Below are 13,918 nucleotides of genomic sequence, written 5' to 3' on the forward strand. Positions count from 1 at the left end.
ATATCAATATCAATTCATTGTTTCAATAAAAAATCGGTTGGAAACAGAAATGACTTGTTACCTCTCATTTCCGTTATTTCGGAGTTCCCTTTCCAACACCTCAAGTTTTTCTTTGATTAGTAAATATTCATTCACTGCATTAACCGCTGTTAAAACGGCCAATTTACTAGTATCTAATGCAGCATTTTTATTTTTAATTTCTTTCATCTTTTCATCCACCAGTTCGGCAACCTTACGAATATGTTCCGGTGACTCGGTTCCAACAATCATATAATTTTGTCCATATATTTCAACGGGAATGCGATTCTTTTGTTTGTCTGACAAGTTCATACCTCCAATCGTCAGCATCCTTTTTTATCATAGCATGAAATAAAAAGAATTGGGAAGGGAAATTCATTTTTCATTACTGTTTTAGAAGTTGATTTCCAAACGAGAGATGTTAAGCACAAACGATTATAAATGATTTAGTTGACTCGCCTTTCGGATATATAAACGAAAACTGTCCCATCAGAAAGGGTGACCGGGTTTCTTTTGGTCGCCTTTTGATCGGACAGCTACGGTTTTTATCTATTTTCTTAACTCTGCACCTGCTTTTTCATGAAGTGCCGCCAATACTTTCTCATGCACTTTGGTTACTTCATCGTCGGTTAAGGTTCTTTCAGGGTCAAGATACGTAAGGGTGAAAGCAACGGATTTTTTCCCGGCTTCAACTTTATCGCCTTGGTAAACGTCGAATACTTTTACTTCTTTTAATAATTTTCCACCTGCTTCAGTAATGATTTGTTCCAGTTCACCGGCTGATTTTTCTTTGTCGACAATTAATGCAATATCCCTGGAGATACTTGGAAATCTTGGGATTGCTTCATAGGCCAATGGTGCTGTTTCCGTATTTAACAATTGTTCTAAATCAAGTTCAAAGGCAAAAACATTTTTCACATCGTATTGTTTTTCCATATTTGGATGAATTTTCCCGACAAAACCGATTGTCTCATCATTCAACAATATTGTTGCGGTTTGACCGGGATGCATCCCGTCGATATTGGCTTTTTCATAACGAATCCGTGAATGAACTTGTAGTTTTTCAAATAAGGCTTCCAAAATTCCTTTGACCACATAGAAATCGACCACCCGTTTTTCGCCTTGCCAAGGATGGTTGACATAAAGCCCGGTCATGACACCGGCAAGATGTTCACGTTCTTTCGGTTGGATGTTTTCCCCTTGTGAAATAAACACAGCACCTGTTTCAAACAAGGCAACATGGTCATTTTTTCTTGCTTTGTTATAGGCGACCGCATCCAATAAATGTGGCAATAAGCTAAGTCTTAATATCGCATGTTCTTCACTCATCGGCATTGCTAATTTAATTGGCGCCGATTTTTCCAATGTGAAATGTGCAAACTTCTCTTCACTTGTTAATGAGTAAGTGACCGCTTGATTAAGACCTGCTCCCTCTAATATTTCCCGAACAATCCTTCGTTTCTTTTGATAAGGAGTTAAGCCACCTGCCGTTTGTGCGCCGTCGGGAAGTGTTTTCGGAATATTATCGTATCCGTATAGTCGGGCAATTTCTTCGTATAGGTCCTCTTTAATCGTGATGTCCCATCTGCGCGAAGGAATGTCAACAACGAATGCATCGCCATCTTGTTTATACGGGAATTGCAATCTTGCCAAAATGTTTGCAACGGTTTCTACAGATAAATTGGTACCTAAAAATTGATTTACTTTTGCCCGTTCGATTGTGACCGTGACCGGTTCAATATTTAATGTTTCATGGACAACCATACCATCCAGCACTTCTCCACCGGCAATTTCAGCAATTAAGGCACAAGCCCGTTCCGAAGCTTCTCGGACGCGCAATGGATCAATGCCTTTTTCATAGCGACTGCTTGCTTCACTACGAAGTCCATGGTCTTTCGAAGCTTTCCGGATGACATGGCTATCAAAGTACGCTGATTCCAGTAATATAGTAGATGTATCATTAGTAACTTCTGAATTAGCGCCGCCCATGACACCGGCTAAAGCAACCGGTTCTTGCCCATTCGTAATGACAAGATGTTCGGAGGTTAATGTGCGTTCAGCATCGTCCAAGGTAATGATTTTTTCTCCTACCTTTGCTCGGCGTACAAGGATTTCTTTTGAGCCAAGACGGTTATAATCAAAGGCGTGAAGCGGTTGACCATATTCTAATAAAATAAAGTTTGTGACATCGACCACATTATTATGGGGACGAATTCCGGCAGCCATCAGTTTTGTTTGCAGCCATAAAGGTGACGGACCAATTTTTACATTTTTGATTACTTTTGCCGTATATAACGGAGCATCTTCCGGCGTATCTACTTTAACCGAAATGTAGTCGCTCGCCTTTTCGCCGCTTGGTGCGAGTGTGATTTTCGGCAGTTTTACTTTTTTTCCTAAAATCGCTGCTGTTTCATAAGCGACACCAATCATACTCATACAATCGGCCCGGTTCGGTGTAAGACTGAGTTCAAGCACCGAATCATCCATATTTAGCAGGGCAAGGGCATCGCTACCAACTTTTGCATCTTCCGGTAACACATAAATCCCATCCGCATATTCTTTTGGTACGACTTTCCCTTCAATTCCAAGCTCTTGTAAGGAGCAAATCATTCCGTTCGAGATTTCTCCGCGGATTTTTCCTTTTTTGATTTTTACATTGCCACCTATTCTTGCACCCGGTTTTGCGACAATCACCTTTTGTCCGGCTGCGACATTCGGGGCACCGCATATAATTTGAACCGGCTCCCCTTCTCCAATATCCACTTGGCAAAGATGAAGATGGTCGGAATTTGGGTGATCGATACAAGTCAGTACATGACCGACAACAATATTTTTCATTGTTGCTCCTTTTTGTTCAATTCCTTCCACTTCAATTCCCGTTCTCGTAATTTTCTCCGCAAGTTCTTCCGGAGTCACGTCACTAACATCGACATATGACCCGAGCCATTTATATGAAACAAGCATCAATTATTCCTCCTACACACTGTTATAGATTTTTTAAGATTTTTATTCGCTGCCAAGGATGCCGCTTTGTTCAAAAACTGCATTGGTACTTGACTCTGTTGAAACTGGAATATCGGCTGCGAAAAATTGTTTTAAAAATCGGACATCATTGATATAGAAATTTCGGATATCATCCACACCGTATTTCAACATGGCAATCCGCTCCGGTCCCATCCCGAACGCAAAGCCGGTATATTTTTCCGGATCAAAACCGCTCATACGTAAAACATTCGGATGCACCATGCCAGCACCGAGTATTTCAATCCAACCGGTTCCTTTACATACGGGGCAACCTTCCCCACTGCAAATTTTACATGTAATGTCCATTTCAACAGACGGTTCTGTGAATGGGAAAAAACTTGGACGAAGACGAATTTCCCGTTCTTCACCAAAGATTTTTTTCGCGAAAATCTCTAATGTACCGACCAGATCACTCATGCGGATGTTTTCATCAACGACCAATCCTTCAATTTGCATAAATTGATGAGAGTGAGTCGCGTCGTCATTATCGCGGCGGTATACTTTTCCAGGGCAAATAATTTTAATCGGGCCTTTGCCTTTAAATTTTTCCATTGTCCGTGCTTGAACCGGTGATGTTTGCGTCCGTAATAAAATTTCCTCCGTGATATAGAAAGAATCTTGCATATCACGAGCCGGATGGTCTTTTGGTAAATTTAGGGCTTCAAAATTGTAGTAGTCGGTTTCCACTTCCGGACCTTCCGCAATCGAATAACCCAACCCGATAAATAAATCCTCAATTTCTTGAATAACCTTCGTTAACGGATGGTGACTGCCATGGTTGACTGGTCGTCCCGGCAATGTCACATCGATGGATTCTTCAGCCAATTTTTTCTGAATGGCTTCTTCTTCCAATTCTGCTTTTTTTGCTTCCAGCTGAGTAGATATTTCTTCCCGTACTTCATTGGCAAGCGCTCCAATGACCGGACGTTCTTCTGCAGAAAGGCTTCCCATCCCACGCAACACTTCGGTAATCGGGCCTTTTTTTCCTAAATAAGCAACCCGGACATCGTTTAGTTGTTTTAAGTCCGTTGCTTGTGAAATTTTTTTCAATGCTTCTTGTCTTAGCTCTTGTAAACGTTCTTTCACGATTGTAACCTCCTATTTTTACACAAAATAAAAAAACCCCCATCCGTAAAGGGACGAGGATTATGGTCGCGGTACCACCCTTATTGACGCAATCACCCATATTTACGGTCCAATTGCGTCCAACTTCATTCACATAACGGTCTTCCCGCTCGATCTTTACACTTCTCAGGTATGTATAAATGTAGAAGTGGTCCCGATGAGAGTTCATGAGGTGAAGGTTCATTTGGATTTTGCTAAAAATGCTTCCAGTCGCGGCATTTTCTCCCTTGAGCAAAATGACCCAAACGAATGAGCCTCAATCATTACTTTTATGTTGATTGATTTATTATATTATTATAGCGATACTTTGACGGAATAGCAATGGGCATGAACGAAAATGTCCATTTTGGTAATTTGATGAATGTATATGGGGAAAGCCACGACTAAATGAAGTCTTGATATTTGATGACTTGAGGTAAGAATATGCCGGGTTGAAACTCGAAATCAAGAGAAAACGGTTTGTGCATGGCTTTGATGAGTAAAAATAATTCGGAATAATCCTTCTCAAACCAGTTTTAAACATGGTAAAATTGACTCATGAACGACCAAGATTCGGTAAGGAGGTTATTGTGTCGCAAGGAAATTAGAAACAAATATGGTACATTAGTAATAGGGAATATTTCTACCATTTGATTTAGGTGGAAATAATTTATCTTGAAAGCAACAGTATTAAAGGTAACAAAGGGTAGCGATATAAGGGGGAAACAAATGAGTATTTTTATGAAGAAAACAAAAACATGGCGTGACTACTTAAATTTTTCTCAGTCAACAGATATTTCTCAGGTGGGTGAGCGAGCTAAAGAGCGATTAGTGTTTTTGGGTATCAACCTAGAAACGGTGAACCACGTAAGGCAAGCATCTCAAATTCTATTACCATATAAAGATGAGATTGTTAATCAATTTTATGACAGGCTTCTAGCCGTTGACCATTTAAAAAAAATGATTAATGAATATTCCACAGTAGAGCGACTGCAACAAACATTGGGGAAGTATTTGGAGCAGTTTCTTTGTGCGGAAATCGATCAGGAATATATTATGACAAGAATTATGGTTGGCAAGACCCACAGCCGCATACATTTGACGGCAGAACATTTTATTTCGGCTCATCATTTTTTAATCCAATTCATGACATCAATTTTGATGGAAAAATTGCACCAAAAGCCCGATCAAATGATTCAAATGGTTCTTGCCATACAAAAGTTAGCCGCTTTTGACCAGCAACTTATTGTTGAAGTATATATGGAAGAAACGGTGAAGACCTTTTTGTTTGGTGTCTCTGATATGCTCAACCAAACAACGCAATTGGACACTACGAAAAAATTAATTTTATCAATGGACAGGCAGAAGGAGGAAAGTTACAGTGTTTCGGCTGCAACGGAAGAGATGAGTTCATCCATTCAAGAAGTTGCGGATAATTCTGTAAAAGTAGCTGAAGGAACCGAACAAGCAGTACAATCAGCAGACCAAAGTAAAGTAGTGATTGATGGTGCTTTGGACGACATTAGCCAGGTTGGTCAAGTCTATCGTCAAGTCATTGAACAAGTAAATCAGCTTGGCCATGAAATAAAGCAAACGCAAGCAGTTGTTAAGATTATTCGGGAAATTGCCGATCAAACAAATTTACTTGCATTAAATGCTGGTATCGAAGCCGCTCGTGCCGGTGAACAAGGAAGAGGTTTTGCGGTTGTTGCCTCAGAGGTGCGGAAATTAGCAGAACATACAAAGGAACAAATCACTCAGATTACATCGAATATGGACTCTTTACGTAAAGTTTCAACCGATGTTATTCAACAGATTAAGCATACAGGTGAACTTGTTGAGCGAACGGTTACAGAGGCACAGCACACAAGGGATGTAATCACTCAAATAATTTCCAGGATGAAAGAAATAAGCCAGGCTACCTCTCATATTGCCGCAATGACCGAAGAACAAGCTGCGGTAGTTACAGAAATTGCCGATCGAAATACTGTTATATATGACCACAGTTCCCAAACTCAGGAAGTTGCAAAGGATACAGCAAAGATTATTTATGATTTAAGTATGAAAATGGATCAATACCGCCTTTCTTTCTTTGATATTAATGTAAAGCTCAGTTCAATTGACATGATTCGGGTGGCGAAAACAGATCATCTTCTTTGGAAATGGAAGATTTATAACATGTTGTTAGGCATTCAAACCATTGATCCGGAACAAATTTCATCCCATGAGGCATGCAGGCTCGGCAAATGGTATTACGGGGATTTGCCACCGTTTGTAAAAGAGAATTCTGCATATAAAGAATTAGAAGAACCTCATAAAGATGTGCATCGTTTCGCAAAAATAGCCGCAGAGGAATATGCAAAAGGAAATATACACGGTACAGAGCAAGCTTTACAACAACTTGAACAAGCTTCAAATAAAGTGATTCATTTATTGTCTAAACTGGAATCCGTTCTTTCAAGTAAATGATAAAAGTTTTTGGCTCCAAAGCATGATTGGTTCCGAGAGCTGTTCTCGCGGTCGATTTTCGGTCTTCACCGCTGAATTTGTACTTAAAAGAAGTGTCCCATAGAATTGGACGAAACCCGTTTTATGGGACAAAACTGTCTAAAATTGGAGCAAAAGTGTCTCTATGGGACAAAACTATCAAAAATCGGAATAGAAATGTCTCATAGCACGGCTGTATGGGACAAAATTAGTTGGAAAATAAGCCAAAATGTCCCATAGGCTCGCTTGATTTGTGTTCTATGGGACAAAACCATTAAAAAATGGAACAGAACTGTCTCATAGCCCGGCTGTATGGGACAAAATTAGTTGGAAAATAGGCTAAACTGTCCCATAGGATTGAACAAATCCCGTTTTATGTTCTCGAAAACCGGTCTCGGGAACTTTTTCAGTCATTCACCGCAGATTTTATCCTTGACAGCCGTTATCATGTTAAATTGACATGAAAAAACTTACTTCCACTGAAGCTTCCAAAATCTTGGACCTCCTGACATATAGGAATTACGGTCTTCTTAAATAATAAAGGAGGATTCCGGTTGCAACTGATACATTTAATGATTCACTTTTTCCGTAAATCGGGATGTATAAATTTTTCACTGTTTTCCTTAAAAGCTCTTCATTCACGCCTTGCCCTTCATTCCCGACGATTAATGCAAACTTATCAACCGGTGTCACTTCATACATTGATACAGCATTTTTCAGTGCGGTACCATAGACCGGGATGTTATTTTGCTCCAGTTTTTCAATCCATTGATGCAGGTTGCCTCGAGTGATGGGTAAATGGAAATGACTTCCTTGAGCCGCACGTAACACTTTTGCATTATAAATATCTACACTGCCCTCTCCAACAATGACGGCATCAAGACCGGCACTATCTGCAGTCCGAATCATTGTCCCGATATTACCCGGGTCTTGTACAGCATCAATTAATAACCATGTTTTTCCTTCTACTCTCCTTAATTCCGGTTGTTTGCAGACAGCAAAAATGCCCTGTGGCGTTTCTGTATCCGAAATCACTTTTGCTATTTCGTTGGCGATTACGAATAAATCGATACCTCCAAATTTTGTTTTTGGCAATTTTGCATAATATTGTTCGGTGACAATCAGCTCGACAATTTGTTCAGCTGAATGGGCCTCTTCAACCAAATGTTCCCCTTCAATAATAAACAAACCGGATTTATCCCGCTCTTTTCTCGTCAGCAGTTTCTTCCACTGTTTTACTTTTTCATTTTTTTTGGATTGAATAAATTTCATATGTTTCTCCTTCAGATTCTTGTTCTAACGATATTTTTCATTATATCGAATTCCTTATACATAATACACCACAAAAAGTAAAACAATAACGTTGATAAAGAAAACACGGGTGTCCGAGCCTTTAGCGAAAGCAAAGCCGCAAGAGCACTTATGCGTTAGGAAAGTAGAAATTGAAAAATTTATACTTTTCTTATTAGCAAATCAAAGAGGAGGCTGAAATCATGAACTTCAATTTACGAAATGCGGTTAAAGAAAATATTGCAGGTAATTCACAAGATCAATTGCGAGATACGATTGTTGATGCTATTCAAGTCGGTGAAGAAAAAATGCTTCCGGGACTTGGTGTCTTATTTGAAGTAATTTGGCAAAATGCAGATCCAAATGAGCAAAAAATGATGCTGGAAAATCTAGAAGAAGGATTAAATAAATAATGGAACACCGGCAAGAAAATCAAACGATGGATGGAAAGTTTATACCGATGACATCGTTAACAAATGGCCTTGTCCAACAAGTGGCGGAGGGAGTTTTTTCCTACACCATTCAAATCGTCAATATTGCGATGGTTCGGACAAGCAACGATTTTGTCTTAATAGACACAGGAATGCCTGAATCAGAAGAAAAGATTTTTGAAATTGTTGAAAAAATATTTGGCGAAAATGCAAAACCGGAAGCCATCATTTTAACTCACGGACATTTTGACCATGTTGGCTCAATAGAAAAATTACTTACTCAATGGGATGTTCCTGTATACGCACATCCATTGGAAATTCCATATTTAACCGGGCAAAAAAATTATCCGGACCCGGACGGAACGGTTGAGGGTGGCCTGGTTGCAAAAATATCGCCAATGTTCCCGAATGAAGGAGTACACTTAGGCAATCACGTGAAGCCTCTCCCGGATAACGGAGAATTACCGCATTTGTCCGAATGGAAATGGATTCATACACCGGGACATTCAGACGGACATATTTCTTTATTCCGTGAAAAAGATCGAACCTTAATTGCCGGTGATGCTTTCATTACCGTAAAGCAAGATTCACTTGCAAAAGTACTTGTCCAGGAACGGGAAGTGAACGGACCACCCCGTTATTTAACAACTGATTGGCAACTAACCAAAAAATCGGTGGAAAAATTAGCTGCCTTACACCCTCGAGTAGCTGTAACAGGTCACGGATTGCCAATGGAAGGCGAGGAGCTTGAACAGGGATTAACAAAGCTTGTCAATGAATTTGATACCATTGCCGTTCCGGATTATGGCAAATTCGTTTAAATCGTTTTTTAATTTTAAGAGTAAAAAAGAACCGGGCAACTTCACCGGTTCTTTTCGTCTTCACTTATTCAAACTTAATTTTATTTACAGTCTTTCGATCCAATCGCTTTACAAGTTCCGTTAATAATTTTACCGTATTTTCATAATCATCCCTGTGAATGATGCTGGCATTGGAATGAAGGTAACGTGTCGATATGGTAATCGCCATCGATGGTACACCGGATTTTACCAGATGAATAGAACCGGCATCTGTTCCCCCACCCGGAATGGATTCAAACTGATAAGGAATGTTCAGTTCATCCGCTACACTTGTCACAAACTCACGTAAACCTTTATGGGAAACCAATGTAGCATCATAAATGATTATTTGTGGTCCGTCTCCCAGTTTGCTGAGCGATTCTTTTTCCGTTATGCCCGGTGTGTCCCCTGCTGTTCCGACATCTAATGCAAAACCGATATCCGGTTCAATTTGATAAGCTGCAGTTTTTGCCCCACGGCGGCCGACTTCTTCCTGAACCGCTCCAACACCGTAAACGATATTTGGATGTTTTTCCTTTTGTAAGTTTTTCAATACATCGATAACTACCGCACAGCCAATTCGATTATCCCAAGCTTTGGCAAGCAGGAATTTTTCATTTTTCATTAAGGTGAATTCGAAATAAGGGACGATCATATCTCCCGGTCGTACCCCCCATGAAGTTGCTTCTTCTTTGGAGGTTGCTCCGATATCTATAAACATATCTTTCACATCCAACGGTTTCTTTCGTACTTCTAAAGGTAAAATATGTGGTGGTTTTGAGCCAATGACGCCGGTAATCGATTCACCTTTTGAAGTAACAACGGTGACACGTTGAGCCAGCATGACTTGACTCCACCAACCGCCAACTGTTTGAAACCGGATGAATCCTTTATCATCAATATTTGTGACCATAAATCCTACTTCATCCAAATGACCGCTAAGCATAATTTTTGGACCGGTGCCTTCACCAACTTTTTTAGCAATTAAGCTTCCTAAGCCATCATAGGTTATTTCATCAGCAAAAGGTGATATGTATTTTTTCATGACCTCACGTACCTCCCGTTCATTTCCGGGAATTCCTTTTGCATCGGTTAACTCTTTCAACATCAATAATGTTTCATCTAATTTTATCAAATCGATCCCTCCTAAATTGAAAAACATGATACTCGTTCAAATTTTAGCTAACAATTATGCTCAATTCCTTTTAGCAAATTCCCGGTTGCAAAATGGCGGACGATTACCATCCTGTCGACCCGAATCCGCCCTCTCCTCTTACGGAATCAGAAATTTCCTCCACTTCAATGACGTTCATCCTGGTTACCGGTGCGACGACCATTTGGGCTATGCGCATATGTTTTTCTACCTTAAATTCTTTCTTCCCATGGTTGATTAACATTACTTTCACTTCCCCCCTATATCCTTCATCAATGGTACCGGGGCTATTTAGTAAGGTTATCCCGTGTTTTAGTGCCAGTCCGCTTCTTGGACGAACTTGTGCTTCAGTTCCGGGTGGCAATTCAAGACTTATCCCGGTAGAAATTAATTCAAACTCACCCGGTTTAATTATTTTCTCCTCTACTGAAAATAAATCTAATCCGGCATCACCCGGATTGGCATACTGAGGTAGTTTGGCATCTTCTTTTATTAATTTTACTTTTAATTGGTCATTCATCTTGGATTCTCCTTGTCAAAAAAAGTACTAAAAAAATTATATCAAAAGAAACAAAAACTGAAACCTTTTTCCTTCCATTTCGTAGCATTAGTAATATGGACGGAAGGATAATTGTTTTGCGTATAGAACATCTATCAAGGAGGCATTTATATGGGACTATTAATTCGTATTATCTTTCTGATGATCATTCTTCTCCTTATATATAGCGGGATCCGTTATTTGTTACATCCAAAGCGGAAACTCGAACTTGCCCATGAGCAAAAACGGTTTTATTTTCTGGATGACCCAAATAATGTTCGCAAAAATTTCACTTTAACTTATAAAGGGGTTCTATTTGAAGGTGAAAAATATTTAGGAACGACAACGGATTCATTCGATGTTATTTCGATATTTGTTTTTCCAAAAGATGTGGGAGCATTAAAAGGGTTAACAAAAAATGATTTTAAAACAATCGAACAACATATTTTACAACATTATAAAAATGCTAAAATTGATTGGAAAAGTCCCATTAAAGAATTCCTTAATTCTGATGACAACTTACCGAATCAAACAATGTGATTTTTATAATAAAGTGAACTCTCCAGCAGCAGGTTTTTCTTTATCCCGCTGATGGTTAGTTGAACCAATCTTACCGTATAGGAAAAGTGCCAAGAAAACACTTCTTGGCACTTTTTCACACTGTGGCGCAAATCTGCCGTGAATAAAAGATTTGGGCGTGAAAGAATGGGATAAAATAAGAGGAATAACAACTGCCTTTACAAAGGTTTACAAAAAACTCAGGAAGTTGCTTTAAAGAAGTCTTTCCACTTGATGACAACAAATTTTTCCCGCAAGACCACAATCAATACAGATAGTGCAATGAGAAAGATGACGGCCATTGTCGGGGTAAAGGAATTAAAAAATTGGCCAAACACTGTATAAAAGATGACAACGGGTATATTTGTATACAATGAACCCACTGCATAATCTTGGAAATTTTTGTTTCGCTCCAAAAGACAATAACTAAGCAGTTGATAATGCATAAAAGGAATCAGTTTTAAAAGAGCAATTTGACCGTGGGTGAGATTTGTATATGGTCCGAACCATTTCAATTTGATTTGATGCAGACGGTTATGAACACTTGGGAACAATTTTAAAAGAAAATAAATGAGAAAACTGGATATGGTTAAGCCAATTAATGAGTAAAGACTGCCAAACACGGAACCAAATAGTAGACCACCTGCTAAGCATACAATAACAGCCGGAATAAACAGGAATTGTCTGACAATATGAAAGAGAATAAATGCCACGGGTGCGAAAAATCCGCTAAACTCCAAGAATGATAACACATAATTTGTTTTTTCACCCATCTTTTGCCCTCCCATTGTTCTAAGTTGCAACACTTGATATTCTTAATCATCAAAGGGAAGCTTCTCTATTAAGCCTATACAAAAACCGGTAAAGATATGATGATTTTTTATGTAAGAAGCTTTACTGCGAGAAATCTCGTTTTTCCGGTCATTGAGTGAGTTAGTATTTTATAAAAAGCACCTTTATTAAGGGAGCACCAATATTTCACCTCAAAAAGAAAACGGGACCTTTTCTAATGAATAAGTCCCGTCCACCTTTTACTTGTTTAATTGTGCTTTTGCAGTATCAGCCAGTTGGGTAAATGCTTGTGGGTCTGCAATAGCTAGGTCAGCAAGCATTTTGCGGTTAACTTCAATACCGGCAAGTTTTAACCCGTGCATTAAACGGCTGTAAGAAAGACCGTTTTGGCGTGCTGCCGCATTAATACGAGTGATCCATAATTTACGGAATTCACTTTTCCGTTTACGGCGGTCACGATATGCATACATTAACGATTTCATAACTTGTTGATTTGCAACTTTATATAAACGATGTTTCGAACCGTAGTACCCTTTTGCTAATTTCAGTACTTTTTTACGACGTCTGCGCGTAACAGTACCACCTTTTACACGTGCCATAGTTTAAAAACCTCCTAGTAATTCTTACCTATTTAAAATAACTCTGTTCTTCGTGTTGATTTTCACTTACTAAATAAGCTGCAACACAGCCTGATCATTAGATCATTTGTTTGATGCGTTTATAGTCACCGGAAGATACAAGTGTACCTTTACGAAGTTTCCGTTTTTGTTTTTGTGTTTTATTTGCAAACATATGGCTTCTGTAAGCATGGGAACGTTTCAATTTACCGGTTCCTGTTTTCTTGAAGCGTTTTGAAGAGCCACTGTGCGTTTTCATTTTAGGCATAACAATTTCCTCCTTGATTACTTTTCAATTTTTGGTGCAAGTACCAAGAACATGCTGCGTCCTTCCATTTTTGGCTTTGATTCGATAACAGCAATATCTGAACATTCTGCTGCCAGACGATCCAGTACTTTTTGACCAATTTCTTTATGGGTGATTGCCCGACCTTTAAAGCGTAAAGATGCTTTCACCTTATCGCCTTTTTCTAAAAATTTCCGGGCATTTCGTAATTTTGTATTGAAGTCATGTTCATCAATAGTCGGGCTGAAACGGACTTCTTTTATACTGATCACTTTTTGATTTTTTCGAGCTTCTTTTTCTTTCTTTTGTTGCTCAAAACGAAATTTCCCGTAATCCATGATTCTCGCTACCGGCGGCTTCGCGTTTGGAGCAACTAAAACAAGATCCAGATTTCTACGGGCTGCAATTTCCAAGGCTTCAACTTTTGATTTGATACCTAATTGTTCCCCATTCGCATCAATTAAACGAACTTCACGAGCACGAATGCCCTCGTTGACCATCATATCTTTGCTAATATTAAGACACCTCCAAAGGATTTTGTGAATACTTGGGTTTGGTTGGAAAAGAGCGATTCCCCACTATTTCAAATATAAAAAAGTGCGGGTACATACACCCGCACATTAGATTTCCGTGTTCATTCACATCATCGTTTGCCAGTCAAAACCTGTTAACAGCTTAAGCGTCCTCCAGGTGAGAAGCGGGTGCCTCTTCTTTTTCACAAACCGTATTCAATTTCACTTTTTTAAATATAGCATAGATATCCTTCATTGTCAATGCTCGC

13 protein-coding genes, 1 pseudogene and 1 other annotated feature are annotated in these 13,918 nt (G+C 39.2%); of the genes and pseudogenes, 4 read left to right on the forward strand and 10 right to left on the reverse strand.

Annotated elements, in window-relative coordinates:
* Nucleotides 1-57: 57 nt before the first annotated feature.
* From zapA to pheS, 3 genes and pseudogenes are all read right to left on the reverse strand, one after another.
* Nucleotides 58-324, reverse strand: a complete 267-nt coding sequence (gene zapA / locus BT1A1_RS11885) for a cell division protein ZapA (protein ID WP_034771612.1) — start codon at nucleotides 322-324, stop codon at nucleotides 58-60.
* Between the two features lie 243 nt (nucleotides 325-567).
* Nucleotides 568-2,982 carry a phenylalanine--tRNA ligase subunit beta gene (pheT, locus tag BT1A1_RS11890; RefSeq protein ID WP_034771614.1) on the reverse strand — a complete coding sequence of 805 codons (2,415 nt, stop codon included), beginning with the start codon at nucleotides 2,980-2,982 and terminating at the stop codon, nucleotides 568-570.
* Nucleotides 2,983-3,105: 123 nt separating this feature from the next.
* Nucleotides 3,106-4,128 (reverse strand): annotated as a pseudogene (gene pheS / locus BT1A1_RS11895) (phenylalanine--tRNA ligase subunit alpha); the annotation flags it as partial.
* Between the two features lie 747 nt (nucleotides 4,129-4,875).
* Here pheS and BT1A1_RS11900 point away from each other — a divergent pair.
* The gene (locus tag BT1A1_RS11900) at nucleotides 4,876-6,615 is read left to right on the forward strand and encodes a methyl-accepting chemotaxis protein (RefSeq protein WP_034771616.1); all 1,740 of its coding nucleotides are present in this window, start codon (nucleotides 4,876-4,878) and stop codon (nucleotides 6,613-6,615) included.
* A 537-nt stretch (nucleotides 6,616-7,152) separates the two neighbouring features.
* Here the strand turns inward: BT1A1_RS11900 and BT1A1_RS11905 are convergent.
* Nucleotides 7,153-7,905 (reverse strand): TrmH family RNA methyltransferase, encoded by a 753-nt coding sequence (locus tag BT1A1_RS11905; protein WP_034771618.1) that lies wholly within the window; start codon nucleotides 7,903-7,905, stop codon nucleotides 7,153-7,155.
* Nucleotides 7,906-8,126: 221 nt separating this feature from the next.
* On the opposite strand from BT1A1_RS11905, the gene sspI reads away from it, so the two are divergent.
* Nucleotides 8,127-8,336 carry a small acid-soluble spore protein SspI gene (sspI, locus tag BT1A1_RS11910; RefSeq protein ID WP_034771620.1) on the forward strand — a complete coding sequence of 70 codons (210 nt, stop codon included), beginning with the start codon at nucleotides 8,127-8,129 and terminating at the stop codon, nucleotides 8,334-8,336.
* Nucleotides 8,336-9,175, forward strand: coding sequence for an MBL fold metallo-hydrolase (locus BT1A1_RS11915; protein WP_081912359.1), 840 nt, complete (start codon nucleotides 8,336-8,338; stop codon nucleotides 9,173-9,175). The genes sspI and BT1A1_RS11915 overlap by 1 nt, the downstream gene beginning before the upstream one ends.
* 64 nt (nucleotides 9,176-9,239) lie before the next feature.
* Here BT1A1_RS11915 and BT1A1_RS11920 read toward each other — a convergent pair whose 3' ends face one another.
* Entirely contained in the window at nucleotides 9,240-10,328 is a 1,089-nt protein-coding gene (locus BT1A1_RS11920) for a M42 family metallopeptidase (protein ID WP_034771621.1), read from the reverse strand.
* Nucleotides 10,329-10,431: 103 nt separating this feature from the next.
* Entirely contained in the window at nucleotides 10,432-10,866 is a 435-nt protein-coding gene (gene dut / locus BT1A1_RS11925; RefSeq protein ID WP_034771622.1) for a dUTP diphosphatase, read from the reverse strand.
* A gap of 150 nt (nucleotides 10,867-11,016) precedes the next feature.
* On the opposite strand from dut, the gene BT1A1_RS11930 reads away from it, so the two are divergent.
* A complete protein-coding gene (locus BT1A1_RS11930; RefSeq protein ID WP_034771623.1) occupies nucleotides 11,017-11,424 on the forward strand; it encodes a hypothetical protein in 408 nt (135 codons plus the stop codon).
* Nucleotides 11,425-11,642: 218 nt separating this feature from the next.
* On the opposite strand, the gene BT1A1_RS11935 is transcribed toward BT1A1_RS11930, so the two are convergent.
* The 4 genes from BT1A1_RS11935 to infC form a co-directional block, all read right to left on the reverse strand.
* Nucleotides 11,643-12,215 (reverse strand): TVP38/TMEM64 family protein, encoded by a 573-nt coding sequence (locus BT1A1_RS11935; protein WP_034771624.1) that lies wholly within the window; start codon nucleotides 12,213-12,215, stop codon nucleotides 11,643-11,645.
* A 258-nt stretch (nucleotides 12,216-12,473) separates the two neighbouring features.
* Nucleotides 12,474-12,833: a 50S ribosomal protein L20 gene (rplT, locus tag BT1A1_RS11940; protein ID WP_034771625.1), complete on the reverse strand. Its 360-nt coding sequence runs from the start codon at nucleotides 12,831-12,833 to the stop codon at nucleotides 12,474-12,476.
* A gap of 97 nt (nucleotides 12,834-12,930) precedes the next feature.
* The gene (gene rpmI / locus BT1A1_RS11945) at nucleotides 12,931-13,119 is read right to left on the reverse strand and encodes a 50S ribosomal protein L35 (protein WP_034771626.1); all 189 of its coding nucleotides are present in this window, start codon (nucleotides 13,117-13,119) and stop codon (nucleotides 12,931-12,933) included.
* 17 nt (nucleotides 13,120-13,136) lie between these two features.
* Entirely contained in the window at nucleotides 13,137-13,640 is a 504-nt protein-coding gene (infC, locus tag BT1A1_RS11950) for a translation initiation factor IF-3 (protein WP_034771627.1), read from the reverse strand.
* A gap of 82 nt (nucleotides 13,641-13,722) precedes the next feature.
* Nucleotides 13,723-13,856, reverse strand: a sequence feature (ribosomal protein L20 leader region).
* Nucleotides 13,857-13,918 lie beyond the last annotated feature (62 nt).

Source organism: Caldibacillus thermoamylovorans, assembly GCF_000751775.1.
Lineage (GTDB): Bacteria > Bacillota > Bacilli > Bacillales > Caldibacillaceae > Caldifermentibacillus > Caldifermentibacillus hisashii.